21 protein-coding genes and 1 pseudogene are annotated in these 26,140 nt (G+C 60.8%); 6 read left to right on the top strand and 16 right to left on the bottom strand.

Annotation, left to right across the window (positions count from 1 at the left end; translation table 11 throughout):
* Positions 1 to 363: 363 nt before the first annotated feature.
* The 6 genes from IHQ71_RS30085 to traA form a co-directional block, all read right to left on the bottom strand.
* Entirely contained in the window at positions 364 to 1,365 is a 1,002-nt protein-coding gene (locus tag IHQ71_RS30085) for an alpha/beta fold hydrolase (RefSeq protein WP_258163485.1), read from the bottom strand.
* Entirely contained in the window at positions 1,355 to 2,962 is a 1,608-nt protein-coding gene (locus IHQ71_RS30080; RefSeq protein WP_258163398.1) for an RcgA family putative transporter, read from the bottom strand. The genes IHQ71_RS30085 and IHQ71_RS30080 overlap by 11 nt, the downstream gene beginning before the upstream one ends.
* Positions 2,963 to 3,285: 323 nt before the next feature.
* Complete coding sequence (locus IHQ71_RS30075) at positions 3,286 to 3,501, bottom strand: hypothetical protein (RefSeq protein ID WP_258163397.1); 216 nt, start codon at positions 3,499 to 3,501, stop codon at positions 3,286 to 3,288.
* Between the two features lie 197 nt (positions 3,502 to 3,698).
* Complete coding sequence (locus tag IHQ71_RS30070; protein WP_258163396.1) at positions 3,699 to 6,173, bottom strand: zeta toxin family protein; 2,475 nt, start codon at positions 6,171 to 6,173, stop codon at positions 3,699 to 3,701.
* Between the two features lie 2 nt (positions 6,174 to 6,175).
* Complete coding sequence (locus IHQ71_RS30065) at positions 6,176 to 6,445, bottom strand: hypothetical protein (protein WP_258163395.1); 270 nt, start codon at positions 6,443 to 6,445, stop codon at positions 6,176 to 6,178.
* Positions 6,446 to 6,472: 27 nt separating this feature from the next.
* Positions 6,473 to 11,092, bottom strand: a complete 4,620-nt coding sequence (traA, locus tag IHQ71_RS30060) for a Ti-type conjugative transfer relaxase TraA (protein ID WP_258163394.1) — start codon at positions 11,090 to 11,092, stop codon at positions 6,473 to 6,475.
* 220 nt (positions 11,093 to 11,312) lie between these two features.
* On the opposite strand from traA, the gene IHQ71_RS30055 reads away from it, so the two are divergent.
* From IHQ71_RS30055 to traG, 3 genes are read left to right on the top strand one after another with little or no spacing between them, the layout of a single operon-like run.
* Positions 11,313 to 11,600, top strand: a complete 288-nt coding sequence (locus IHQ71_RS30055) for a TraC family protein (protein ID WP_258163484.1) — start codon at positions 11,313 to 11,315, stop codon at positions 11,598 to 11,600.
* Positions 11,590 to 11,823, top strand: a complete 234-nt coding sequence (locus tag IHQ71_RS30050) for a conjugal transfer protein TraD (protein ID WP_258163393.1) — start codon at positions 11,590 to 11,592, stop codon at positions 11,821 to 11,823. The genes IHQ71_RS30055 and IHQ71_RS30050 overlap by 11 nt, the downstream gene beginning before the upstream one ends.
* Positions 11,820 to 13,739, top strand: a complete 1,920-nt coding sequence (traG, locus tag IHQ71_RS30045; protein ID WP_258163392.1) for a Ti-type conjugative transfer system protein TraG — start codon at positions 11,820 to 11,822, stop codon at positions 13,737 to 13,739. The genes IHQ71_RS30050 and traG overlap by 4 nt, the downstream gene beginning before the upstream one ends.
* A gap of 32 nt (positions 13,740 to 13,771) precedes the next feature.
* Here traG and IHQ71_RS30040 read toward each other — a convergent pair whose 3' ends face one another.
* Positions 13,772 to 14,167 (bottom strand): hypothetical protein, encoded by a 396-nt coding sequence (locus tag IHQ71_RS30040; protein ID WP_258163391.1) that lies wholly within the window; start codon positions 14,165 to 14,167, stop codon positions 13,772 to 13,774.
* A 358-nt stretch (positions 14,168 to 14,525) separates the two neighbouring features.
* Between IHQ71_RS30040 and IHQ71_RS30035 the strand changes: the two genes are divergently transcribed.
* Positions 14,526 to 14,795 (top strand): WGR domain-containing protein, encoded by a 270-nt coding sequence (locus tag IHQ71_RS30035; protein WP_258163390.1) that lies wholly within the window; start codon positions 14,526 to 14,528, stop codon positions 14,793 to 14,795.
* 76 nt (positions 14,796 to 14,871) lie between these two features.
* Here the strand turns inward: IHQ71_RS30035 and IHQ71_RS30030 are convergent, their stop codons facing one another.
* Both IHQ71_RS30030 and IHQ71_RS30025 read right to left on the bottom strand, forming a co-directional pair.
* On the bottom strand, positions 14,872 to 15,039 hold the full coding sequence (locus tag IHQ71_RS30030) for a hypothetical protein (protein ID WP_258163500.1): 168 nt from the start codon (positions 15,037 to 15,039) through the stop codon (positions 14,872 to 14,874).
* A 342-nt stretch (positions 15,040 to 15,381) separates the two neighbouring features.
* Positions 15,382 to 15,705: a DUF736 family protein gene (locus tag IHQ71_RS30025; RefSeq protein ID WP_258163389.1), complete on the bottom strand. Its 324-nt coding sequence runs from the start codon at positions 15,703 to 15,705 to the stop codon at positions 15,382 to 15,384.
* Positions 15,706 to 16,356: 651 nt separating this feature from the next.
* Between IHQ71_RS30025 and IHQ71_RS30020 the strand changes: the two genes are divergently transcribed.
* Positions 16,357 to 16,830, top strand: coding sequence for a DUF2384 domain-containing protein (locus IHQ71_RS30020; RefSeq protein ID WP_258163483.1), 474 nt, complete (start codon positions 16,357 to 16,359; stop codon positions 16,828 to 16,830).
* A complete protein-coding gene (locus IHQ71_RS30015; protein WP_258163388.1) occupies positions 16,827 to 17,333 on the top strand; it encodes an RES family NAD+ phosphorylase in 507 nt (168 codons plus the stop codon). The genes IHQ71_RS30020 and IHQ71_RS30015 overlap by 4 nt, the downstream gene beginning before the upstream one ends.
* Positions 17,334 to 17,392: 59 nt before the next feature.
* On the opposite strand, the gene IHQ71_RS30010 is transcribed toward IHQ71_RS30015, so the two are convergent.
* The 7 genes and pseudogenes from IHQ71_RS30010 to repA form a co-directional block, all read right to left on the bottom strand.
* Positions 17,393 to 18,334, bottom strand: a complete 942-nt coding sequence (locus tag IHQ71_RS30010; RefSeq protein WP_258163387.1) for a DUF2493 domain-containing protein — start codon at positions 18,332 to 18,334, stop codon at positions 17,393 to 17,395.
* A gap of 377 nt (positions 18,335 to 18,711) precedes the next feature.
* Positions 18,712 to 19,749, bottom strand: a complete 1,038-nt coding sequence (locus tag IHQ71_RS30005) for a toprim domain-containing protein (RefSeq protein ID WP_258163386.1) — start codon at positions 19,747 to 19,749, stop codon at positions 18,712 to 18,714.
* 15 nt (positions 19,750 to 19,764) lie between these two features.
* A pseudogene (locus IHQ71_RS30000) lies at positions 19,765 to 20,916 on the bottom strand (strawberry notch C-terminal domain-containing protein); the annotation flags it as partial.
* Between the two features lie 85 nt (positions 20,917 to 21,001).
* A complete protein-coding gene (locus IHQ71_RS29995; RefSeq protein WP_258163499.1) occupies positions 21,002 to 21,199 on the bottom strand; it encodes a hypothetical protein in 198 nt (65 codons plus the stop codon).
* 1,375 nt (positions 21,200 to 22,574) lie between these two features.
* Positions 22,575 to 23,783 carry a plasmid replication protein RepC gene (repC, locus tag IHQ71_RS29990; protein ID WP_258163482.1) on the bottom strand — a complete coding sequence of 403 codons (1,209 nt, stop codon included), beginning with the start codon at positions 23,781 to 23,783 and terminating at the stop codon, positions 22,575 to 22,577.
* A gap of 153 nt (positions 23,784 to 23,936) precedes the next feature.
* Positions 23,937 to 24,908, bottom strand: a complete 972-nt coding sequence (gene repB, locus IHQ71_RS29985; protein WP_258163385.1) for a plasmid partitioning protein RepB — start codon at positions 24,906 to 24,908, stop codon at positions 23,937 to 23,939.
* The gene (gene repA / locus IHQ71_RS29980) at positions 24,905 to 26,140 is read right to left on the bottom strand and encodes a plasmid partitioning protein RepA (protein ID WP_258163384.1); all 1,236 of its coding nucleotides are present in this window, start codon (positions 26,138 to 26,140) and stop codon (positions 24,905 to 24,907) included. The genes repB and repA overlap by 4 nt, the downstream gene beginning before the upstream one ends.

The raw sequence follows: 26,140 nt of genomic DNA, 5'->3' as shown, positions 1-26,140 counted from the left end.
CCTGCACCAGCGTCCGGCCGGATTCGACCGAGGACCGCATTTTTACAGGCGGACCGTTGGGTTCAGCACTGATCTCGAACTGCTCGCGAGCTAATCAAAACGATTGGCCTCGCCCTTGCCGCCGATCCGGAATACGCGCCGCATCAAATGCAGGGTGTGCAAAATTCTGGGATTACGGGATCGAGATCCCGCATCAAGACCATCACCAGACCCAGTGGGGGACTTCGCCACGCTAACGATATGCGAGTTCCATAACCTATGTTATGCGATATGTTATAACATTACACATCACTTGCGCTATCCCGTTCGCCCTTTGATCCGCCTGCCATATACCCCATGCCCCTTCAATGTTTAGGTCGCTTCTCAGCTGGATAGGAACCGCTTCAAACTCAAACCGGCAAGTAAGATGTAAGGTGGCACGGCAAGCGAATAGTGGCCACAGTTTAATTCCAAAATATTTGGCTTAGCTCCGGCGTTTTTCAGCCTCTGCATGAATCTCTCCGACAGCTCTGGCAAGACCACCTTGTCTCTCTTGGCCAGCACAACGTGAAGATCGAGATCAGGCCGTGCCAAACGATGCACGTAGTTCTCCATGTTAAGCGGACCCCAAGCCCTCCTCAGGTCGCTCAGTTCAATTTCAGGCTCAAGGCTGTCGCGTATCAATCGTGTCGCGCGGCCCGTCCAAACCATGTCCGCTAAACTCCCGGCCGTCAAAAACAACGAGGCTTTAGATACAGCCGAGTCGTGAGCTGCAATACCCCCCGCGACCCAGGAACCCAAGCTCATACCGAGAACCGAAATCTTTCGATAGCCTTCGCTTTTCAACCAACGTATGAGTTTTCGCCCATCCCATATTGCCTGTCTTACAGATTCAATCGTTCGACCGAGATTCGCACTGAGCATGTAGTCGGCGTGCAACGAGCTCGGACGTCGGCGCTCGAAATGATAAGGCATAGCAATCTCAACAACCGTGACGCCACGCAGTGAGAAAAACTTGGCAATCTGACGATTTCGCGCGGTTGCATTCCAGTGGTGAAAAACCACCATCACCTGATCGAGCGAGGCGCTATCTGTGATCTTCGCCCAAACGATATTATTCTGTTCAATATCGGTAGAAATACCCGATGGAAATTTGAGCCACCCATCTTGCCTTTGAAAACCTTGCTCGCTTGGACTCGGTTCATCGAAGAAGGCTGGATCAGCGACAGCCTGGTCCGCAAGGCCACAAAACTCGTCGAGACTTGCAGTCTCCTTCGCGTCTGGAAAGGCGCGTTCCGCGTCAAGGACGAAATCCGTTGTTTCCTTCCCCTCCTCTCCGCGCCGCGCCCGCCGCTCATCCCAACGATCAAGCCAATTATGATACATTCTGATGATTTCCAAATTCGCTCGCTCGCCATTGCCCGAACCCTGGATCAAACAGACCGTATGTCGCAAGCAGCACGCCAACGCCCAGAAGGATCGAAAAGCCAGCGAACGCGTCGATCAGCAGGTAGCCAGCAAAGAGTAGGGCTACGATCGCCGACATCCTCCACAAAGGAAAATGACGCCGACGTCCGACACCTAGACGGATGGAGCCGTATAAAAAAACAAAACAGGCCGACATAGCGATAAGCAGGCTGCTGTAATGCGTCGGCATTATATAGCGAGACCCGTCGCTCACAGCGCTGCGCCTCTGGAATCCTGAGAACATATCACCGACCAACCAAGCCCCAATGTTCTTTCCATTCGACGTTAGGTAGGCGCTTTGGGCCTTCATGCATATGGCGATCAGGATCCCCAAGATAGTGCATCGAAAAATTCCGCGCATGACCCGTAGGCCGACTTCATTGACCTCGCACTTAGACCCCACTCCCGGCTGGCTCTTCGAGAGCTCTCCGATTTTCCAAAGGTCATGCACCATCGTATGAAGCAAAATGAGACCTACGAAGAACAGATAGAAGCACAAGCACATGTACAGGTAAGCGAGCCCTGTGAACACAATCGACATTGGCACTGATATGACTTCAGGGCGCACCAGTGTTAACTTGCTCCAATCGATCGCATAGTCGCCACCGCCGTTGATCAACGGGATCAGGCACATGCCGATCCACTGAAAAAGACCAGCGAACAACACACAGATAAAAAAGACCGCCCAATATGTATAGGACGAAGCCTCGACGGTGCGCGCCCAAGCATTGTCGCTTTCCATCCGGCCCTGCGATACAAGCTTCAAACGTCCTTCATGTTTCCAGAACACGAGCAGTTCTGCCACGAGCGCAAAAAACAGTGGGAGAAACACCATGAAGAGGATTGTCCAATTTGGCGCCCACAGAAATCCAACCTGCTTAACAAGGCCATCCGAGCGGCCATAGGTAGCGTTGTGAATCCCCGTAATATAAGACAAAAACCCAAGAGCGGTGGCGCCCGCAAACACCGACACCGGTAGGTTCAAGGGAGATCCGTGGCTAATAAGCGCCTCCGATCTCCTCGCCAAACTGAAATGCCGACTCGGCTCTTGGGCGACCATATCGCGTGTCAGGCCTGCCTTGGACTTCGTCTCATCGGCGGTCGCTGTACGCTCCAGATCTGCAGCGTCTAGCGCTTCGCTGTTTTCCGCTTTCTTTGAATCTCGCCTCTTGGCGGTCAGCCGAGACTGCGCCAAACTAAGCTCTATCTGCCATTCGCTTGTGGCCGCCGGATCATCGCACCCAAAAATCCTTGCCAGCCAACGAATGTTGGCGGTGCTAATTCCCTTATCGTTCTCTTGAAACCAAAGTTGCACTGTTCGCATTTCGACCCCCGTCCGGTTGGAATCGATTTGCGAAATCGCCTCTGCAAGAAGCTCGGGCGTCCATGGGCCTGCAGGGAACCCATCACTGGCCAATGGCCGGCCCGCTCCCGCCGCAGCTAGTTGTTTGAATAGCTCTTTGAAATCACCCCCGCCTTTCGACGGAGGAAGGAAAAACTTTCCGTTCTTTATCAACGGCTTACGGGCCCTAAATTCGTTTCGCTTCGCTGGATTTCGTATCTTATCGTGCTTTCGTCCTCAATCAACGGTTTTATTAGCTCGATGTAACTGAACAGCGCTTCAAGATGAAGCGCACAACTTTGAGGTTTGGAATGTCAGCCTTGAAGCGTGCTATACAAACCGACTTATCAAACTCGCTTGGGTCGCATAACAGCGAATGCGCTTACTCAAGCTGGCCGAGCCGCTCTCTTGGCGCGCCGCATATCCGGTGAATAGCGCCTGCGCCCGCACACCTATCGGCGCGAACCAAACCCAACGGTCGTATCCCCAATCGGAATTCAGGTCATGGAGGTGTCCCAATGTGCGAACACGTCGCGGAAGCGTTCGTGCCGGTCCGGTGTGCGGAATGCGTCTTGGAGAAGGTGTGCGCCCGATCCGGCGAATATTGCCGCTCGATCGCCGCCATCGGTGCTGACAAAGTTCTCGATTTTGGCGAAGCGCGAGCGATCCTGACGCCGACCAAAGAAGGTCTGCACTTCCGGGTCGAAGCCCATGACCCCATCACCTTCTATGGGGTACGGACGCTATTACAGGGAAGCCTTTCAATCGTCACGTCATTCCTTGGCGAATCCGTCAAATGGTATCCGCCCGACCATGTGTCTCTTAGCGTCCTGCGCAGACATCCCTGAAACGGACATGCCGGACCGGGGGCGAGATGGCCCGGCCTGGCATGTCGGGTCGCTTTCCTGGTTCAACGGCGAAGATGCAACTGGTTGCCCTGTGTTCGTTCGCGGTTCTGGCGAAGTGTCGTCTCCTGCAAAGTCTTGGCGCCCTCATGGATCTTTCGCAACGAAGCGCCCTGCTCCGCGCTGATGGCGAAGGACGAGGCCACCCGGGCGATATTTCCTTCCTTCAGAACCGCTTTCTCGGCTGGAGAGAGGCGTTTGGTGATCGCGAGGGAGAGGGTTTCAAGCTCGCGGTGCAGGGCTGGTTCGGTGTTTAGCCGTCGGACTTTTTCGGGGTTCTCGGCCCCTAGGACTTCCGACAGCCTCGCCGACGGTCGGGGAATCTCCACCCGCTGCCTCGCCTGTTCCTCGCGATGCTGTGTCACAATCCGGTGTCGTTCGAACTCCATTGCGAGTCCATAGTCGGCCAATGCCGCCGCAAGACGGGGCGCGTAGGCCTCCGCGGCCTGCCGCTCCGGGCTCGGCCCGCCAAGCCATCGCCTCCCCTCGCCGGCCATCTCTCCAAGCCGACCCTCACGCACGTCGGCGCCGGCGGCCGCACCGCTGCGTCCATCGCTGATACGCTGTACCGAGACTGCCTCACCATCGCCGAAGACCAGTCGGGACAGGTTCTCGATCTCGGCGCGCTTGTCCGCAAGCCGCGCGGAGCGTTGCATCCGCTGGCCGATTTCAGATTCCGTGAGGTCCGGCAAATGCTTGGCCGGGACGAGGGCTGTGCCAAGGGCATGAGCGCGATCCCGACCCAACCGATGGCCCAACCCAAGGGCGAGTTTCCGCTCGTTCTCGGAAATACCGTTCGCGAATGCATCCGCAGTTCGGCGCAATCCCGGATCGAGACGGGTATGCCGCGCTGCTTCTTCCAGGGCCGCCTCCATCATCGACTTGGCGCGCGCGCGGTTCTCGATGACTGGGGTCCGAAGCCGCAGATCATCCCGCATGGCGCGAAGCGGTTCCCCCTTCCCATTGAAGATAATGGTCGCGATGGCCGCACGTTCGGCGAGCGCCATATTGCGCTCAAGCCGGCCCTGTGCAGTAGCGATCGCGGCCGCATATCCTGGCTCCACGATTTTTGACATCGCTTGGTGGGCGGACATGCGGCCATTGGCTACGCCATTTGCCGCCCGAACAAGGGTCTTGCGCATGCCGGCCGCCACTGTCCAGGAATCCGCAACGTTGGCGAGACGCGCCATCCGATCGGTCGGGCTGAACACGTCACGGTCGATCGCCACTCGATTGAGCTCCACGGCGAAATGCTCCGTCAGCCGGCGGCGACGCCCATCCGCCGTTTCGACAGCGGGATCCGCCGGCATCCGATGGGCCGCCGGAAATTCGGGAGCTCCACGCTTGTCCTGCACCATCGCCCGCGTCGCGACGATCGTCCCATCCTCCGGCAGCAAACCGAGGTCTCGCGCCACCTCGACCAGTCGCAGTGCCATGTAGGTCTGTGCGAGGCGCCCGATCGCATGCGCCTCGACATTGCCGATCGGTCGGCGCTCGGCGTCACGCACCGCGTTGTCGTAGAATTCGACGAAGAGCCGATGACGCTCGGCGGGCTCTTGGGGGATTGTCCGTCCACGGCGCTGGCTCTCCGCTCCATCTGCCTCGTGACGCTGCGAGAGCAGGTAGCGCACATCGTCTGCGGCGCGCGTCTTGACGTCAGCGATGCGGTCGTTGGGCGCCCGCCGTTCTTCCATGCGAGCCAGCACATGGTTCCAGTCGTCCGCGAAACGCTGCAACTCGCCCCGCGTCATCGGCCGGCTCTGCTCGCGTTCCAGGACCAGTCTGCTGCTGGGAGCATAGAACCATTGCCCGTCGCGGCGTTCATTGTCATAGACAATCGCACCGCCTCGGGTTCGCAGTTGTACCCGGTCGACCAGCTTTTCGCCCTCGAGCTTTTCCAGACTGACACGAAGCCCGTCGACGGCCGCGTCGTGAACGTGCTGTGGCGGAATGCGCGGCCCCTGCCCGGCATGCAGCATTTCCTCGAAGCGATGATGGGCGCCCTGCCAGCTGAGGCGTGGATTGACCGCAACAGCGCGCACCTCCACCGCGTATCCAGCATCGCGTGCTGTGCCGATTGCCCGGGCGACATTCTCCGGCGTGCGCATCGTCGTCTCAAAGACGACATTGACCTGCCGCTCCGTAGCAGCCGCCAAAAGCTTCTCCGTCCAAAGCCCCGCATCCATCTGCGTGTAGCGGGAAGCAGTCTCCGGATCCTGCCTCTGGAAGGCGAGATACTCGGGGTGATAGGACCGCAGATCGTCGCCGACAATGCGGATGGTTGGCCCGGACTGGGCAAGCTCGTTCTGGCTTGCCGTGAGGACGGCCGTCTTGCCCGCACCTGGCTGCCCGCCGAGCAGGATGAGGTGCGGTCGCTCCGCCCGACCCATGGTGTCAGGCAGATAGTCGCGCAAAATGTCGTTTCGGAAAATGGTCTCGTTTCTTGCCGGTGAGAGCAGGCCGGGCTCGTCCTCCGCCATGGTCAGAACTCCGCCCAAAAGCGGAGTTCGTCCTTGACGCGCGGTCCCCAGACCGCGATCACGTCCTCCACCGCATCGGGCGCGTCGGCCTCGAGACGCTCCTGGAGATCGAGAAGGCCACGGCGGCGCTCACGCAACTGCTCCGCAGCAGGGGGGTCCTGCTCTTCAAGTTCATAGACGCGCGCCGTGACGATCGCCCGGGCTTCGTTGAGGATCTTGATGGCGACCTCGGTCCGGATGATCGCGTCGTATGGGATTTCTTGTTCGGCCATGATCTCTTCCTTTCTTTCTTCAGGCTCTCAAAAGATGACGCCGCGCGCGCGGTTGATGATGTGCTGTTGACGCTCCGATATGATTTGCTGGCTTGCCTGCATGCGGACGGTCTGCTGCAAGATCATCAGCCGCTCGTGCATTGCCTCAAAGGCACGACGCTGCGCCGCCGGCACACGATTGACGACGTCCTTCTCGCCGCGGAGGATGGCGTTGCGGCCGAAACGTTCGTCGAGTGCGCGGCTGACCGCGGCGAATTCCTGGCCAATGCGCGGATCAATCGAACCGGCGGCAACGGCGAGCTTGTTGCCTTGCTTTTTCATCTGCGCTGCCAACTTGCGCAGCGCGTCTTCGGCGGCTTGCGACAATCCGGGAATGGCAACCGCCATGCGGCGTCGTTCTTCCGTGACGGACCGGCGCTCGGCATCGAAGGCGCTGACATAAGCCACGCCGAGCGAGCGCAGTCGGACGGATGCTTCCGGTACGGCTTGCAGCGCATCCTTGCGCTCCCGGCCGACGGCGAGCATCCGATCCATCAGGCGATCGGAGCCGCGCAGCGCCCCGTAAGCAGTGGGGTCGTTCGCGACAGCCGCCGCGATCCGCTCGGCCGCAAAGCCTTTGACGATCAGACCCTCTATTCTGTCGACGGCGCCGGCCGGATCGCGCCAGATGCGCGTGGCAGTCTCGGCCAGAGCAGCACGATTGTGACGATAGTGCTGAGTGGCGAGCGCGCGTGGACGCGCTTCATCATCAATCGGCGTCCTAAACTCCGTCACTGCGGCAAGCATTGGCAGCACGGCGTTAGGCTCCTTGCCGGCTTCGATGCTGGCGCCGGCGACGATCTTCGACTGGTCCTTGCGCTCGGCAAGATGCTGCTCCTCACTGAAGCGCCTGATAACCTCGAAGAGCCGCGTCAGCTTCCCCCTCCGTTCGTCCGTGAGATCCTCCGGCATGCGCTCGAGTACGTTGCGCTCGGCAATCGCATCGGCCTTTCCGGTGAAGGCGCTCCAGCCGAAGCGTGCCGTCAAAGCATCGCTCACGGCCTTGACCTCCTGCACGAGAGAGCGATCCTCGGTGGCAAAGGCGAAGGCAGTTTTCCAGGCGTCGTCGCCACCTCGGCTGCGCACTGCTTCAATTTCGACAAGACGTTGCATGGCCTGTTTAGAAATCGCCGGGATCGACAAGGACATATAGGCACGGCGCGTCTGCTCACGTTCGCGGAACCGGTCGGCATTCCGGCGAAACTCGGTCGCGTGCGCACGAATCAAGGGCAGCAATTCCTTGAATGCCGCCACAGCAACACTGCGCTCGTCGCGCGCTGCGCGCGCCTCGACGATATTGTCGGACCCGCGCAAGCGGCCGAGCCGATCCGGCGCATTGGCGAGATCGCCGGCGAGCGTGCGGGGTTCGATCCTGGCATCCGAGGCGAGCGCGTTCAGGTGGGTGAGCGCGACATCCGGATCGCGATAGATTTTTGCGAGCAGCGGCCGAAGGATTTCCTCCCGCTCGTTCCACCGGGGTGACGAAAGCTGCGCGCGGCGAGCGTCCTCGTCGACGCTTCGCGCGAAGTCAGTGGTGGGCGGGATCAGATAGCGCCTACCGGTTGGGATTTCTGCAGAGACTGATTCCGCCCGGTCCTCGCTGTAGGAAATGCGCCGCTCGCGTTCGATCGCGAAACCGAGTGCCACGCTCGCGCGCTGCCAGAGCTCCGCCACCTGCTCTTTTTTCTCAGCAAGCCACGCCAGCCGCCGGGAAACGCCCTCCTCCATCCCGGCCGCGGCCGAGGCGAGCGTGTCGATACCGCGCCGCCGCGCGAAATCTTGCGCATGCGCCTGGTAGCCGGCGGCGCTCTCGAAATCGAGCGTGGTGGTCTTGGCGCCAGACCGCGACAGGCGCTCGACGAGTTGCTTGAACAATTCCGGCCGATGGCTACCGCGCTCGATCCGCTCCTGGCGAGCCTCGACGGTTTCGACCTGTTTCGCCGTCCAGACATTGCGCTCGACTTCCCGTTCCTCAAACCGCTTCTGTCCGGTTTGCTCGTCAATAATCGGAATCTGGACCTTGACCTTCTCAACGCCGTTCTTGCGCAGCGTGACCGTGTCGCCGTCCGCGACGCCGGCATCCTCGATCGCCTTCGGCAGGCTGACGCCCCAGAGACGATGGACCGTTCCGTCGTCCGTCTTGACGTCAGCATAGGGGCTGTCATCGGCATCCTCATCATTGGGCCGGAACTTGGCGAATCCGGTTTCCACCAGCGCGCCTGTAACGCCGGCCGCGTGATCGGCGCGCGGCTTGCGGTCCCATTCCGTCTTTGTCTCAAAGTCCTCTTTCGCAGCATAAAGATCGGCGCGATCGCGATGCCGTGTCATCGCCACATAGGCCAGGTGCTGGTCCATTATGCCGGTGGCGAGCACGAAGGTCCGGTCGACCGTCGACCCCTGCGATTTGTGTATCGTCGCGGCATAGCCGTGATCGACGTTGCGATAAGTGGCCTCGCTGATGACGACGTCGCGGCCATTGTCGAGACGCACCGACAACAACGCATCACCCCGCTGGTCACCGGTGGTTACGACCGTACCAAGCATGCCGTTCTTGACGTATTGCGGACCGAGACGGCGGGCGCGCGGTTCCAGAAAACGCGCGTTTTCGAGGAAGATGATCCGGTCGCCAGCAGCGAACTCGCGAACCCCGCGCGCCGTCTGGAATTCGCGGGCGCCGGTCAGCGCGCCCTCCTCCATCATCACCTTGCGCAGGGATTCGTTGAGACGCTTCACATCCTCATTGGTATGCGCCAGCACAAGAAGTTCGTCGCCACGAAGCCGGGAAGCCTCTCCTCCACCGGCGGTTTTCTGAAGGAGGTCGCGCCGGGCATCCGTCCAATCCGCGACAATACGCGAGACGATTTCTGCGCGTGTTTCGGCTGCAGCGATGCGTCCATGCTGCGCATAGGCGTCGAGACCCTCCTCGACCTTGCCGCGGGCGAAGAGCCGCGAGGCCTCACGCGCCCACTCATCGCGCTGGCGGCGGACGCCGGCAAGTTCCGCAAAGCCGACACGCTCCGAAATCGCCCGGAAGGCAGCACCGGCCTGGATCGGCTGAAGCTGCATGGCGTCACCGACCAGCACGGCTTTCGCGCCTACGCCTTCCACGGCTTTCAGGACACGAGCCATCTGATGCGAGGACACCATGCCAGCCTCATCGACGACAAGGACGTCGCCGCGCTGGAGCGTCTCGCGCCCGCTCGCCCATGCCAATTCCCAGGAGGCCAGCGTGCGCGACCTGATGCCGGAACTGTCCTCCAACCCTTCGGCCGCCTTGCCGGCAAGTGCTGCGCCGATCACCCGCCGGCCTTCGCTTTCCCAGGCGACGCGCGCGGCGGCAAGCAGCGTCGATTTACCGGCGCCGGCTAGACCGACAACGGCTGCAATCGCGTTGTTGCCGGTGACATGACTGACAGCATCGACTTGTTCGGCATCGAGCTTGAAAGGATTTGCCGGATCGGCCGTTTCGACGCTTTTGACAGCTGCAGCGACTTGGGCACCGGAAACACCAAAGCCCTTGCGCTCTGATAGAATCTCAGCCGACCGCGCCATGTCATATTCGATCCGCAGGATCTCTCGCGTGGTGAATACTGCCGGTTCCGACGCCTTGCCGGTTTCGGCATTGAGCTGCTGCGGCCTCAGCATGACCAGATCGTCCGACGCCATCAAACGCGCCCGGATATTGGCAAAATCGACGGGATCGTCGACATAGCGATGCAGCGCCCTGGCGATATCCTTCTCGTCGAAAGTAGAGCGCTCGTTGCCAAGCTGCTTCAAGAGAAGCTCCGGCTCCGACAGCAGGCGGTCGGCCATCTCCTGCCTTCGGGCGAGATCGGCCGGCGCGAAATACATCTCGACGCCCTTTCGGGCGAGCGCCGCCTTTTCGGGCCCGAGATGTTTTTGCGCGATCCTGTCGAGGCCCTGTTCCGCATAGGAGCGGCCGTCGAGGCGAATCTCATGGCCGGCGAGCGCCAGATGCTGGTTTGCGGTTTCTGCCCAGGCGATCTTCCACGCCTTCATGGTTTCCTTGTCGCCGGCCCAGAGCTTGTAGACGATCTTGCCGTTCGGCCGATCTGGTGTGGCGACGCGCAGCGGCTCGCCATCCTCACCAAGCACAGGGACCTTCTTTGGTCCGAACCCCTCCTCGGTCAGCGGACGCAGCGTCGTCATCAGATGGATGTGCGGATTGCCGTCCTTGTCGTGATAGACCCAATCGGCCACCATCCCCTTCGACGTAAAATTGTCTCGGACGAACGCGCGGACAAGCGCAATGTTCTCCGCCCGCGTCAACTCTTCCGGCAGTGCGATAATCAGCTCGCGAGCCAGCTGCGCATCGACCCGCGTCTCGAAGGCATCGAGTGCATTCCAGAGCGCCTCGCTTGCCTTGGCGACGGATTGGCCGTCGATCGCCGTCTTCAGCCAGCCCGGAACCTGGTCCGGCAGCGCCATCTCCTCATGCACCAGTTCGGACGCGCCGCCCCGGTAGCTGAAGGACGTTCCAGCCTGATCGTCCATCATCCGGGCGCGGTGGCGATAGGCGGCCGCCGAGACGATACTGCGTCCCGCTCCCCTGCTGATCACCTGCGCTCTGACGAACATGATCGCCACTGTGGTCTCCTGAACTTCCAAGCACGTCGCGCCAGCGACGTATATTGCGCCCTCAAACCGATCGGACCGCAGGGCCGATGCCGCTTTTCCGGAACACGGTCATCGGCCGGATTTCCGCTGCGACATTTTCGGGTGAATGCAACATAGCCTATTTTACTATCAGAAAATAGATAGTATGATCGAAATCGTTGAGATTGTTCCAACAGGAAAGGACGCTGGAATGGCTGCAAAATCATCGATCACCGACATAGACTCCCAGATCGAGAAGCTGCGCGAGCGCCGACGCGCGATGATCGCCAAATCCGCCGAGCGGTTTGCCCGAGCCGCCACCAAGTCGGGGCTGGCCGAAATGGAGATCGACGACGAGGAGATCGAGCGCCTCGTCGAGGAGATCGCCGCGCGATTTCGGAAAGGGGAGAAAAAGGGACCTTCCGGCCCAACTCCTACGCCGCGTCGACCGCCAACTGGCGGCACTGGAACGACGGCGGAGGTTTCTCATGACGGCTGATCGCAAGTATGAGGCACGGGAGAAGTTTTTGCTCGGCGGCATCGTTGTCAAGTCGGGTCTTAGCAAGGCCGACCGGGCATTCCTGCTCGGTGGCTTTCTCGAACTGGCAAGGATCGCTCCGGGGTCATCGGAGTATCGGCGCATGCGCGATATCGGCGAGGAGGCGTTCAAGATGCCCATGGTCGATGTCGGATCGCGGCGCATCGGGGAGGCAGCAGAATGAGTGGGCCAGGAAAACTGCATCCGAGCCTGTTGCTCATTCTGGTGCCGCTCACTGTCACTGCGTTTGCCGCCTATGCGGTTGGCTGGCGGTGGCAGGAATTGGCCGTTGGGATGTCGGGCAAGTCGGCCTATTGGTTCCTGCGGGCAGCACCCGTTCCGGCGCTTCTATTCGGGCCGCTCGCGGGTCTATTGAGTGTATGGGCTTTGCCTTTGCACCGGCGAAGGCCGGTGGCGATGGCGAGCCTTGTCTGCTTTCTGGCTGTGGCCGGCATCTACGCGCTGCGCGAATTCGGCAGGCTCGCCCCGTCCGTGGAGAGCGGCACGGTCACATGGAACCAGGCGCTTTCCTATCTGGATTTCGTTGCCGTCATCGGCGCGCTGATGGGCTTCATGGCGGTGGCGGTGACGGCGCGCATCTCGACCGTCGTGCCCGAGCCAGTGACGCGCGCCAAGCGCGGAACCTTCGGGGACGCAGACTGGCTTTCGATGTCTGCTGCCGGAAAGCTGTTTCCGCCGGACGGCGAAATCGCCGTCGGTGAGCGTTACCGGGTCGACAAGGAAATCGTCCACGAACTGCCCTTCGATCCAAACGATCCGGCGACCTGGGGGCAAGGCGGCAGGGCGCCGTTGCTCACCTACAAACAGGACTTCGATTCCACGCACATGCTCTTCTTTGCCGGGTCGGGTGGATACAAGACCACGAGCAACGTGGTGCCAACCGCGCTACGCTATAGCGCGCCGCTGATCTGCCTCGATCCATCGACGGAGGTCGCGCCGATGGTTGTCGAACACCGAACCCGCGCCCTTGGGCGCGAGGTCATGGTGCTCGATCCCACGAACCCGATCATGGGCTTCAACGTGCTCGACGGGATCGAGACCTCGAAGCAAAAGGAAGAGGACATCGTTGGCATCGCCCATATGCTGTTGTCGGAGAGCGCGCGCTTCGAAAGCTCGACCGGCTCCTACTTCCAGAACCAGGCCCACAATCTTCTGACCGGTCTGCTTGCCCATGTGATGCTCTCACCGGAATACGAGGGACGGCGGACCTTGCGCAGTCTGCGCCAGATCGTTTCGGAGCCTGAGCCCTCCGTGCTCGCCATGCTCCGCGACATTCAGGAGCATTCCGCCTCGACCTTCATCCGAGAAACCCTCGGCGTCTTCACCAACATGACCGAACAAACGTTCAGCGGAGTCTATTCGACCGCATCGAAGGATACGCAGTGGCTGTCGCTCGAAAGTTACGCGGCGCTCGTCTGCGGCAATGCGTTCAAATCGAGCGATATCGTCTCGGGCAAGAAGGACGTCTTCCTCAACATCCCGGCATCGATCCTACGCTCCTATCCCGGGATCGGCCGCGTTATCATCGGCTCCCTGATCAACGCCATGGTGCAGGCGGATGGTGCATTCCAACGCCGGGCGCTGTTCATGCTCGATGAGGTCGATCTTCTCGGCTACATGCGGGTGCTCGAGGAGGCGCGCGACCGCGGCCGCAAATACGGCATCTCGATGATGCTGATGTACCAGTCGGTCGGGCAACTGGAGCGGCATTTCGGGAAGGATGGCGCGACGTCGTGGATCGACGGCTGCGCTTTTGCCTCCTACGCGGCGATCAAGGCGCTCGACACCGCGCGCAACGTCTCGGCGCAATGCGGCGAGATGACGGTGGAGGTGAAGGGCAGCTCCCGCAACATCGGCTGGGACACGAAGAACAACGCATCGCGAAAATCCGAGAGCGTGAACTTCCAGCGCCGTCCGCTGATCATGCCCCACGAAATCACCCAGTCGATGCGCAAGGACGAGCAGATCATCATTGTCCAGGGCCATAGCCCCATCCGCTGCGGTCGGGCGATCTACTTCCGGCGGAAGGACATGAAGAAGGAGGCGAAGACGAACCGCTTCGTCAAGCCGATCCCGTGAGGGGTCGCAGACCTCGCGTCGGCAAATGTCTCCTACCGATCGGACCGGCGATAGCGGGCGAACGGGTCCTCCGCGCCGGGCGGGGTGAACCAATCGAGGAAGATCGTATAGCCGATCGCGAAGGCAACGAGCCCGATCGCCATCAGACCGAACGCGAGAGATGGCATCCCATTGGCCGCATCGGGATGGGCGTGGACGACGATCGCCATCGGCACCATGACGATCGCCGTCAGCATCAGGAAACCGGTGAAGGGGCGGAACATGCAGAGGAGAAAGAAGGCAAGATACCACGCGCTGTAGACCGCAGCTCTGACGATGCCGAAGGCGATCAAAAAGGGAAACCGGACGATGAACCGGAGCGCGCGGGAAGCGTTGCTGCGGCTCGTCGCGCCGGTTTCGGGTTCACCACTTTGATGCTCTGTCGACATCACGGACTGCCAGGGACAACTGACTATCAGGTTCCTGATAGTCTAACCGCAAACCTGGATCAAAGCAAGAACCTGCTGGTACCGCTGACGTAACCGGCCGGAGAGCGAGGGGTATCCCATCGCAATGTCGCGGCCGATCGATCCGGCCGCAGCTTTCCGCGAGAGGGGGCGTGACCGGAGGCGGAGACCGTTTGCGGGCTCCGTGAGCGGAGCGAATAGCACCCGGTCGGCCATCGGCCGGCTCGCCCAAGTCCACGAACCTCAGATCCGACAATCGACCACGAAAATGAATCGACGGAGGCTGACCGATTCATAAGTCTCGTTGGACGCAAAAGCTCGAACGCGAGATTCTTTCGCCATGCTCAGTCAGCCCTACCAGCTTTACATCGAACGCACGGACGCGACGAAAAATATGGCGCGCTTCTACGCGCTCGCGATCGAACCGACGTTGTTCGGCACGCCGTGTCTGACGCGGCGATGGGGCCGCATAGGAACAAGCGGACGGGCCATGGTGCATCACTTCGACAGAGAAGAGGATGCTGTCCGCTTGTTCCTCGATCTGCTACGGACGAAACGATCTCGCGGTTACAGACCGAACGCAAGTGTGCAGCGTGAGCGCATGGCCTGATGTGGGAAGCGCAGCTTCGGGCCGGTGCGCCGGTCGATCCGGCGTGCCGATCCAGGGGAGAAGGCAAACGCCGCCCTCAGAAGGGCGGGTCGGCGTCGATGGTGCCGTCCTGCTCGGCGATCGCTGCCGCCAGTTCGGCCTGTGCCAGTTCCAAATCCGCTGCAATCTCGCGGCGTTCGGCCGGATCGGCATTCCTGAGTTCGGCGCGCAGTTCTTCAACCTGAATTTCGAGTGCAATCGTCATCGTCGTCATCTCCTGATGATGTGAAAGATGACGCCCGGGGTCGTGAGGATCGGGCCGGGTCAAGGAGCGCGTCAGCGACCGGCGGAGCCGGCGAGCGGAGGAACCGATTTTCTGACGGTGCCCTTCGGGGCATCGGCTGAAAATTGGAGGGGCCGCGAAGTCCTTGAGGCGGCACGAGCCTCACGGCACACTCGCGTATCTGAGCAGACAGTCCTTGGTCTCGTGTGGGCACCGGCAAGAGAAGTAAAAGCGGGCTCGATGCCCGCTTTTACTTCCGGTTCAGCGCGCAACAAACCGCAAGGCGAAGTCGGCCCCGATCACTCGGGGCCACTCGCTCGTCGTTCAGTTTGGGTTGTTCCAGAGGATCACCTTCTTGTTCGGTTCGCCACCGGGCGCCGGCGCGAGGTTGCCGAAGATCACGCCGATCTCGGGGGCTTCCAGCTTCACCGAGAGGTATTCCTCGCCGGTCTGGCGGGCGATGCGGTTCCAGCCTGCGCCGATCTCGAAGCCGGTCTTGCGGTGGATGACGCGGTAGTCGGGGGCTTCTTCGCTCGCCTTGCTTGCATTCGGGATGATGGCGATCGGGGCATTGACCCGGATGGTGGCGAAGATGCCTTCGAGGATGCCGTCGGTCTTCTGCGTCAGGGTTGCGATCGTGGTGGCCATTGTGCTGTCTCCTTCGGTTGCATCGGGAACCATTCCCGATGGCGCCAAAGAAGGCGGCCCTCGGCCGCGGTCACCGAGCCTTCGGGCGAGGGCGAACCCCTTCAGGGGTTGACCGCATAGGTCCGGGGGTTGCCTACAAAGGCGACATGGACAGGGGATGGCTCTCGATGTAACCGAAGGTCGGGGACGCACATCGATCGGCCGCCCGGTTGCTGCCCGTGCCCAGATGCTGGCTCAGCCCGGCCATGTCCCCCGATCGGCGTCAACCCCTCGCGCGACCGGCGCGGAAACAAGCGGAAATGAGAAGGTTCCAGCGGATCAGGCTCCATACCCGCACAATCGGTATCGGCCTGGCTTGCTGCCGCCGCGCTGGTGCACGTCGGGATCACCGGGCTGCATTGCGAACTGGCAACCCGCGCGCTGCCGGCGATTGGCCGCTACGTCGCTCCAGCTCCTGGCGACCAGTCTTGCCTGCAGGAGACTGGGTTCGCTATGCGTACCGACCAGACGCCGCCGCCTGCCAGCCGTCCGGCATTCGCCGCAACGCGCGTTCTCAGGCTGCCGGCTTCTCAAGACCCTATTGAACAATGTCGCGTCAACTGTCATATATGGAACGACAGATGACGTAGGAGAGTTACGGTGGCAATTGCAATGGAAAAAGGCTTCCCGGATGCAGCCGGCGGAGAATTGCAGAAGGTGGCAGCGCTTCTCGGCGGGACGCGTGTCCTGTCGCGCAGTCTGACGAGTGCGCTCGATGCGCATGAACTCCTGCTGCATGGCTTGCCAGCGTCTGCGATCGATCACCTCGTCGGATGCCTGGTCTTCATCGGCAAGACCGAATCCCTTGAAAAGGCCGTCGGTATGAGCCTCAGGACATGGCAGCGGCGCAAGGATGCGCCGTCCAAGCCACTGAGCCAAGAGCAAAGCGGCCGGGCATGGAAATTTGCCGAAATCCTGGCCAAGGCGACGGATGTCCTGGGAACGCAGGCGGAAGCCGAGCAATGGCTGGAGCGTCCGGCAATCGGGCTCGACCAGCGCCGCCCGATCGACCTCCTGGGAACGCCTGCCGGCGTTGAACTGGTCGAGGACTATCTCCAACGGCTCGAATACGGCGTCTATGCATGACGCCTCTGCCGATTGCGCTCGGCGGTTCCGAGCTGATCGCCTGGCGGCTCGACCAAGCCGCCTATGCCCCGACATGGGATAGCGGTGAAGGCGCCTATCGTGTCGGCGGCCGCTGGAATAGCAAGGGCGTGCGGGCGGTCTACTGCTCGATCGACCCGTCGACCGCGATCCTCGAAGTCGCGGTTCACAAGGGGTTTCGCGCGCTGGATACTGTTCCGCACATCCTGACCGCGGCCGTCGTCGCCGATATCTCCGCGGTACATGTCGTCGACCCGTCGACCATTCCCAATCCCAACTGGCTGCGCCCCGGAATTCCGAGCGCCGGCCAGCAGGCGTTCGGCGACGAACTGCTGCGAAAGCATGCCTTTGTCGCGATCCCGAGCGCGGTGTCGACGCATAGTTGGAACCTCCTCTTTGTGGCGAGTGCCGCGACAGGCGCCTATTCGCTGAAGTTTCAGGAGGCTTTCGCTCTCGACACAAGGCTGCACCCACCATCGGCATGACACAGGCATAACCGGGCACGAGACGCACCCGATTACACCATACGCTTCCGTCGTCGCGCTCACGCGCCGTCTCCCTGGACCTGCCAGACCGGGATGCCGAGTTGTCGGGCCTTGTCGACGAGATTGCCGGTGATGCCGGAGCCGGGAAAGGCGACGACGCCTGATGGCATGACCGAGAGCATATCGTCGTTGCGGCGGAAGGGTGCTGCCTTGGCGTGCTTCGTCCAGTTGGGCTTAAAGGCGATCTGCGTCACCTTGCGGGTTTCCGCCCAGCAGGCGGCGATGCGTTCGGCGCCTTTCGGCGATCCGCCGTGCAGCAGCACCATGTCGGGATATTTGGCGAGAGCCTGATCGAGTTTCGCCCAGATCCGGTCGTGATCGTTGTAGTCGGTGCCGCCGCCGAAGGCAATCTTGGTACCGGCCGGGATCAGCACCTCGGTCTCGGCATGCCGGCGGGCAGAGAGGAAATCCCGGGAGTCGATCATCGCCGCGGTCATGTTGGCGTGATTGACCTTCGAGCCGGTGCGCGGCCGCCAGGGCGTTCCGGTCTGCGCCTCGAAGAGATCGGCTGCGTAGTCGCGCATGTACTCGAAGGCGTTGCGGCGCTCCAGAAGCGAGATGCCTTCGACGATGTGTCGCTCGAGCTCGACCGACTTCACCTCGGAGCCGTCCTGTTCACGCTGGCCGTTGCGCTGTGCGTCCTCGTTGCGCTGAAGCTCGCGCTGGATACGCTCGCCGGCGCGGTGGAAGAGATTGACCGTCGACCAGAGAAGATCTTCGAGATCGGGCTCCAGCCGCGTGTCGCCGAGCATCTCAAACATTGCGGAGAACATCGCGGTCAGCGCCGACTGGACGACCGGCTCTTCTGGTAGCAGCCGCGGATCCGGCTCGTCCTGAAACGGGCGGTAGCCAAAGACTTGCATCTCGTAGATGAAGCGGTCCGTCGGGGAAGACGCGTGGTGCGGCTCGAAGGCGTCGGCGATGGGAAGGGTCAGGTTCATGATGGTCTCCGTCGGGTTGGGCCGCGCCTCTCGCGGCCTGACGGCGATCCCTGTTCAGGCGGCGGGCGGGGCCGGAACCGCGAGCGCAGCGAAGCGGCCCAGCGCAGCGCCGGGCGGTTGAGGGAGGGTTTCTTGGCCCGCGAGGAGCGCCGGCTGCCGCATCGGCCCGAAAAGTGGGAACCGGTTTTCGGACCGGCCGATGCGGACTAAAAAGCCGGCGCGGGGAAGAAACCTGACTGACCCGCTGAAGGCTCGCCCGCCGTCTGGTAAGGGTCGCCTCTCGCCAGGCCCGCAGGCGCGCGCCATCCGGACGGCGACTGGCAGAGCCCCCCTTCTCTACGCCCCCGCGCCAGCCCCTCGCGTTCCTCAAGGCCAAATCAGGCGGGCAGAAAGACTTGAGCGTCCTCCTGTGCGAGCTGTGCCCGAAGATTTGCGATGAGCCGCTCCGGTCCAAGCCGGCGCAGATCCTCGTTGAAGTCGCCGAGCTCAGGGGTGAGCACAAGCGGCAGGATGCCAAACGCCTGCGTTCGGCGGCTCAATCCCTCGATGCCATGCCGGCCAGCGGCATCCGCGTCAGCGGCGACGTAGAGGCGCAGGCACCCGGTTGGCGGCCGGAACGCGGCAAGGTGATTGGCCGTCAGCGCCGAGACGATCGGCATATCGGGCATCACATGCGAGAGCGACAACATGCTCTCGAGCCCCTCGCCCGCCGCCACGACAGGCACGAGGCCATCGACAGGAAAGCGGAACCGCACGGCGTTGCCGAGCAGCCCGCCAAGCGCACGGCGGGGATCATCGACCCTCGCCTTGCCGCCACCGTCCGGATCCAGCCAGGTGCGATGCACGCCGGTAATCGCGCCGGCTTGATCGGTCACGGCTGCGATCAGCGCTGGATAACTGCTCGTCCTGCCGCTGACGAGATCACGATAGTAGCAGGACGCGTGGAAGCGGAGCGAGGGATGCAACGACGCGCGCAGGATGCCACGCTGGCGCAGGTAGCTGTCAGCAAGCGTGCCGGAGAGCGGCTGCGTCATACGGAACAGGCGTGTTGCACGTTCCCCAGCCGGCCTTTCGACCGGCAGGCTGTCGAGGGACTCCTCCCTGCGGGACGAAACCGGTCTGGACTGAGGTTCGTTCAGGAAACGCCGCGCCTCATCGGCAACGTCGCGGAAATCGACCAGTCCACAGGATTCGCGCACGAGATCGAGCAGGTCACCATACTGGGTGGTCGCCGCGTCCGCCCACCTGCCCTTGCGGGGTCCGCAGAGATGAACGTAAAGCGACTTCCCCTTGCTGTTGGCGTCGTCGCCGACGACCCAGTAATTGCCGGCCCGATGGCCGGCGGAGAGATAATAACGGCAGACCGCCTCGGCATCGCGCGCCAGACGATCCGCCAATTGCGAGGCGGAGAGCATGGTGTATGGCCTCCATCACGTCCGGCCGGCGACATCGACGACGCGATGGCGCTCGATAAGCCGTGAAAGGATCGCGGGCCCCTCGTCCGTGGTCGGGACAAAGAACCTCACCTTCCAGGCGATCATTTCGGAGAAGAGACCGATGGACCTCAGCCTGTCGCGCATCCCGTCGGTGAAGCCAGCGAGCTCGACGCGATAGTCATTCATCACTCGAGCGCGCCGCAGCGTCATGTTGCCGGCGAGTGCGACGACCGAGGTCCCGCCGAGCAGCGATTGCCAGACCTGTGCGGCGGTGATGACCTCCGTTTGGTCGAGCCCGAAATTCCGGCAAAGCCGGGAGAGCCCCTCCGCCGATATCAAGCGGCCGACGATACGTTCGCCCTCGTCGGTCTCAAGGCGATAGACCCGGCAATAATCCTGCGGCAGCAGTTTCCAGATCGGCAACAGGAGGCCGGAGACGACATGCATGGTCGATACGGAGAACTCCGGAAGATCGCCGACTTCCGCGTTCCAGGCGGCGGAAAAGCTCTGCTCGTCCGCTTCCTCCCAGTTCGTTTCGGCGAGCTGGCGCACCTCGAAGCGGTTTTCGTCCATCGGTCGGATGAGCGCCACGCGCGGCTGGATCGAGCCGTCATCGAGCATGACCGACCGTGTTGGTATCTGCACGGCCGCACGGCCCGGCTTGTCGTTGAGCATCAACATGGCACGGGGATCTCGCGCAGCGAGTCCCAAGGCGTCACCAAGCGGCATCGGCTCGTTGCGGTCCATGCGTTCGATCGTCAGGAGATGCGACTGCGCTCCGGTGACGGGATGGGTGTACACCAGTTGTCTGGCCGTCACCGTCATCCGGTCCGCTGTCAGTGTCTCCAGGCCCTTGTCGTAGACTCCCGCTGCGATCGCGCCCTCGATGCGGGCGGCCAATAACTGCTCGAAGGCGTCGAAGAGCAAGTTCTGCATGGCGATGGTGAGCGCCAGCATGCGGTTGAGGAAGGTATGGATCGGCGGCAACTCGTCCTTGAGGCCGCCTTCTTCCGCGCTCAGCGACAGGCCGGTGATGGTCTCGAATTTTTCCAGCGAACATCCTGCGACCCCGCCGCCGTGGATCAGCTTATAGAACTGCCGGAGCGCATCGCGGGCATATTGGGATTCGAGATTATCCTCCGAGCGCCCGAAACGCATTGTTTCCAATGTTCAGACATCAAAAGGCCCGACGTTTAGTCGGGCCTCCATTGAGCGATGGGTTTGGGCGCGATTATTCCGCCGCTTCGAGGTGCGCGTCACCACCCTCTGCAAGATCGGTGGATGTTTCTTCGGCATCCACCCCTTCTGTCAGGAAGGCAGGAAGTTCGACGTCGGCACTTTCCATGACTTCGTCATCGATGCCATCCGCATCCGACACTGAGGCATCGTCGGGTTCGGCGAGGGTCGCGTCGACCGGAAGCCGCAGCACCTCGGGGAGCCAACCACTGCCTTCCAGCAGCCGGGCGGCTTAGGGCATCTTCGTCAGCAAGCTCCTCGATCGAGACGCCTGCCTTGACCTTGCGCACGTTCTGCTGGCTGAGCACGAGCTTGCTGAAGGGGATGTCGCGCCCTGCATTGAGCGTGATTTTCTGTATGGCCTGTGCCATGTCGTTTCTCCGTGGCGGGCTGGCCGAAGCCTCTCTCCGACACCCTCAACCCACCGAAAACGCCCCTTCCCCCCTCTCCCTCCCGCTCAAACCGCCGCCCTCACTGTTTCCGGCCGGCATCCGCCTCATTCCAACCACCGGTGACCGTCTGTTCAGTTTGCCAGGATGATGGAATCGGGTACCAATGACGTGTGATTGACCGACTAAACGCGGGGCAAATCGTGCGGACTTCGCCGCCCTCCGCCTCCTTGCCAACTTCCCTTCCCTGCGGCCGCGGTCTCTCAATCTACTCGCGGCCATCGGTCCAGGTGCCGGGGCATTGGGGCGGAAAAGTGAAGAAATTTCATGACAAATTCAATGAGATACAGCTTTGCGCCGAAGCAGTACGCACTGTTCCTGCTACCGGTTGGTGCCACCCGAAATGGCATCGAGTTCCCCGATCACCAGGGGTCAATGAGCATGGGACGGCGGGGGCGCACCGCCGGAAATGCTCCCGGAGGAACCGTTGACTGAGCCTCTTTCCATCACCTTCTACACCTACTCGCAAGCCGGAGCCCCATTAGAGGAAGTTGTTGTCCTGCATTGATCTCACCGTTGCGCGTGGTTCGACAAGCTACCAAATCACGGCAACTTGCAGCCAGTCGCCATCCTAGACGCCCGAGCGCTCGACGCCCCAGATTCCGTATAGACGACAGTGGAAAATCACATCAATCGCTGGCTCTTGTGGTGGCCGGATATTGTTCCTCGGCAGGATCCTTCGGACCAAGCTGATGGCAGAAAAGGCGCTTTGATCAGAAACTGGAGATCACCGTCAACGACAAGGGACTGGAGTCAACCGTCAAAGCTCTAGCGGGATGGATGAAGCTCGGCGACCGTGCTGTGTCTCACGTCGCGAGACCAAAACTCATGAGCAAGAAAGACTGTCTTGGCCTCGATGCAGTTCTCCAGCGCGGTGCCTTCAAATATCAAAGTCCGAAGACCTTCCACCTGCCGCTGAAAACGTCGCCAGATCGAGCCGATAGCCATCGCTTGAGATGGCCTAGCAACATCAGCGCATGCTTCAAGTGAGAACTTGAGTTCCGGGAGTGAAATCTGGTGTGGCAAGAACCTTTTAAGGCCTTATTCGAAGACCGATAGCGTCCAGCTCGAAAAACAGTTATTTTACAGTCGGTTAAGAATGTAGGCAGCTGCCAACGGCTATCCCGCCTTCAAGCCAACCTCCCCGTTTGATTTCAGCAGCGCCATAATCATCGGCCCGAGCGAAAACTCTTGCCGCTCGACCCGCCGTGTCAGATCTCGCAGGTATCCCCCGGCCGAGTTGATGAAGTTCGCTCGCTCCAGGATGCAGGCCACGGCCACGGCGGCATTCTCTGGCCCCATGGCTTCACAGGCATCCTGATAAGCCGAGGGGCTAACACCCAGCATCGATCGAACCACCACTGCAGCGGACATGAGATCCCGCCAGTTCTCAATTGCCCCACCCTTGCCGTAATCGGCTATCGTTGGGCAGGCCCTCAGCACCATTCCAAGCGGGAATGCTTTTATCGGATCGCGGTTCGGCAGGCCCGTTGCACTCGGCTTCGCGCCCTGCTCTTTTTCGGAGCATGGTTCAAGTTCATTTGGGGATTCGGTGTTTGAATTCTGTATGTGCTGCTCATTGTGAGCAGCATTGGCGATATTAATTTCCGAAAACTCCCGAATTTCCAATCGGTTGACGACTTCCTCGTGAAGCATTTGCATCTCGTCGAGTACCGCGGTGATTTCGGCGAGCGTCGGCACGCGCGGGATCCTGGCGACCAATCGAACGTACATCTCTTCTATACCCTCCCAGTCGCCGTCCGCACCCTCCTCCATCGCCGCGGTAAGCAGCTTGCGGACGTCGCGGCGGCAAATCGTCAAGCTCTCCTTTGCCTTCCTGAAAGTGGCGCGATCAGCCATGACCTTTTGCGCCATCAGCGCCAGCTCCTCCGAGCGCGCCAGAAGGGGAGAAAGATCGAAGCCGAAAGCGGCTTCGACGGCCCCTGTATTGTCCTTACGAGCGTATCGCTTGCCGTTGGCGCTATCCCTGCGTACGATCAGCCCGGCCTCCACCAGCACGGCGAGGTGCCGACGTAACGTGGCGCCAGCCATACCGTGCGCTCGCAATGCGAGCTGGGTGTTGGACGGAAATACGATCATTTGCGCGTCCTGGCGCAGCTCGTTCTCTGGATAAAAGGTCAGCAAGGCATCGAGCACAGCAAGGCTATTCGACTGGATGGCGAGCTGACTCATTGCTGCCGATGCGTCGCGGAACACTTTCCACTTTTCTGCTGTCTTCCCAGCTTTGATTTCAGTCGTCTGCCGCCGCACGAGCGCGAGCGTCATTGGCCGCCGCCCGAATGGCGTCGTTACAGTTCCCGTTTGCATCATCTCTCACCTTTCAAAAGGCAAAAGAAATTCGCTCACCAAAACGGTGCCAAAGGCTCTTGACGAGAATTCGAGGAAATGCGATTCTGTAGCTGCTAGACTTACAGATCGGGTTCCACGACGGCGACGTTGTGGGGCCTTTTCTTTTGCGGCTTACTCTCCCCGTTTCTGTTTGGCTGCCCGGTGTGCCTCATAGAGAGCCGGGAGTTGTTCCACGACGAAGGCCGCAAAATCCGGCGTCGCCTTCTTGTCAATCGTGACTTCCATCTTGATCTTGTTTTGCTTCATCTGTGCGAGACGTTCGCCCCCTGGTGTCGTCAGAACCTCCGGGGCGCCACGGGTGATACGCTTTGGCTGCAGATGAGCGACAACACGCCTGAACCGATCCTCTGAGGCGAGTGCCTGCACAGAATCCGACTTTGCAAATTCCGTCGCATCGGCCGTCGACGAACCCTTCTCTACAAGATCAGCCAATTGCTGCCAGTTGGGCCGACCCACACTTGGTGCGGGGCCAATCGCATCAATCAGATCAACCGGCAGCGCATCGACAAGCATAAGCATTTTTGAGAGCGTGCTCTTGTCGATCGACAACGAAGACATAATCACATCGCGTGGAAAGCGATTTTTCAGCCTGGCAGCGAACCGTGCCTTCTCGATGAACGTCAGATCCTGTCGCTCATTGTTTTCCTGGCCTTGTGCTACGACAAGCTGTTCGTCGGTCAAATCGCGGACAATGGATTTGACCGGAAGACCCAACTCACTCACGGCGCGGTGTCGCCGGTGGCCAAAGGCAACCTGATAGCGGCCCGGTGCCTCCGGGTGTGGGCGAACCAGAATGGGGACCTGCTGACCCTGCTCCTTGATAGAAGCCTTCAGGCCATCAATGTCTCCGGGCATTCGGTCTTGCGCGAAAGAAGGATCGATATCGGCGGGGTCGAGATCAACGACCGCCTGTCCTTCGGCCAGACGCTTTTCGATCTCGTCGGCTCTGCGAGTGCGGTCGTTGAGGCTACCGATAGTTTCGCTCACAGCGGCCATTGATTTCGGCTTCATAAGTGGTCGAGCAGGCACGGCCAGTTCATCGTTTGAATCATTCAGATGGTCAAAGATCCCTTTTCGACTCATGATCTTCCCCAAACCTGCTTTATTAAACCTTCGATCTCGGCATTGACGTTGTTCATCGATTCCAGAGCCCGGTCATAAGTCGTTCTCGTGAACTGACCACGTTCGACCTCAAAAAGGGTTTGGTTAGTCAAGCCAGCGTCCGAGATCGCCGTACTCTTCAGCATGGAATTCACCATAACGTCATCATCGAACATGCTACGGAGAAGGGCGACCATCTGGTTTTGCGGCCCGTCGGTAGGTTCGAAACGGGTGATGAGAAATCTCATCCAGTTGTTCCGATCATCCGCGCCGACGCTAGCTATCTCGTCAAGCAGATCGCTCGTCATTGCGAGGAACTGGTTCATGGACATTACATCCAGCATCTGCGGGTGCACGGTAATCATGACCGAAGTCGCTGCGGTGAGGGCGGACATCGTGAGGAACCCGAGCTGCGGAGGGCAGTCGATCACCACCACATCGTAGTCGTCCCCAACTTCTTCGATGACTGTCTGGATCCGAGCAAAGAAAATCGGTTCATTTGGTCTCTTCTGCATCAGCGCCTTGGGCGTGGTGTGCTCAAACTCCATAAGTTCAATATTTCCCGGTATTAAATCGAGACCAGGGATGTATGTCTTTCGGATCACGTCCCGCATCGGCCGGCGCTCGTCGTCATAGCGAATAGCGCCATAGATCGTTTCGTTCTCGCCCACGTCAAGTTCGGGCTGAGTTCCGAATAGGGCTGAAAGGCTCGCCTGCGGATCAAGGTCGATTGCGAGCACGCGATATCCACGAAATCCAAGGTACTGGGCCAGATGAGCAGCGGTCGTCGTCTTCCCGGAGCCGCCCTTGAAATTCATCACGGCGATTACCTGAAGATCTTCACCTTCCGTCCGGTTCTGCACGTATCGACGGGGCACTCTTGCTCCACGCGTGGTCTCGTCCAGAAGCCTTCGCAACTTTGCCATATCATCGACAGTGTAGACGCGGCGATTGCCGGGGCCGGTTGATGGCCTGAAATCATTATCCTGACGGGCTTCCAAGTCTGCTACGACCGTCCGGAGGTATCCCTCTGCCAGGCCAAGAAACTTAGCCACTTCAGCGGGAGTAAAGTTCCTGATGGTTTTTTTAGCGAGCGGAGGGAATATTTTCGCTTGATGGGCTTGGAGTTGTTTCGACAGGGTGTTGGAATGGCGTCGCACTACCTCCCGCAACGGGGATGCTTTCGGGCTTGGTGCTTGCTTGATCTTCGCCAT

The sequence above is a fragment of the Rhizobium sp. TH2 genome (assembly GCF_024707525.1).
In the GTDB taxonomy this organism is placed as follows: domain Bacteria; phylum Pseudomonadota; class Alphaproteobacteria; order Rhizobiales; family Rhizobiaceae; genus Rhizobium_E.
This window is presented reverse-complemented; position numbering and strand designations above follow the sequence as displayed.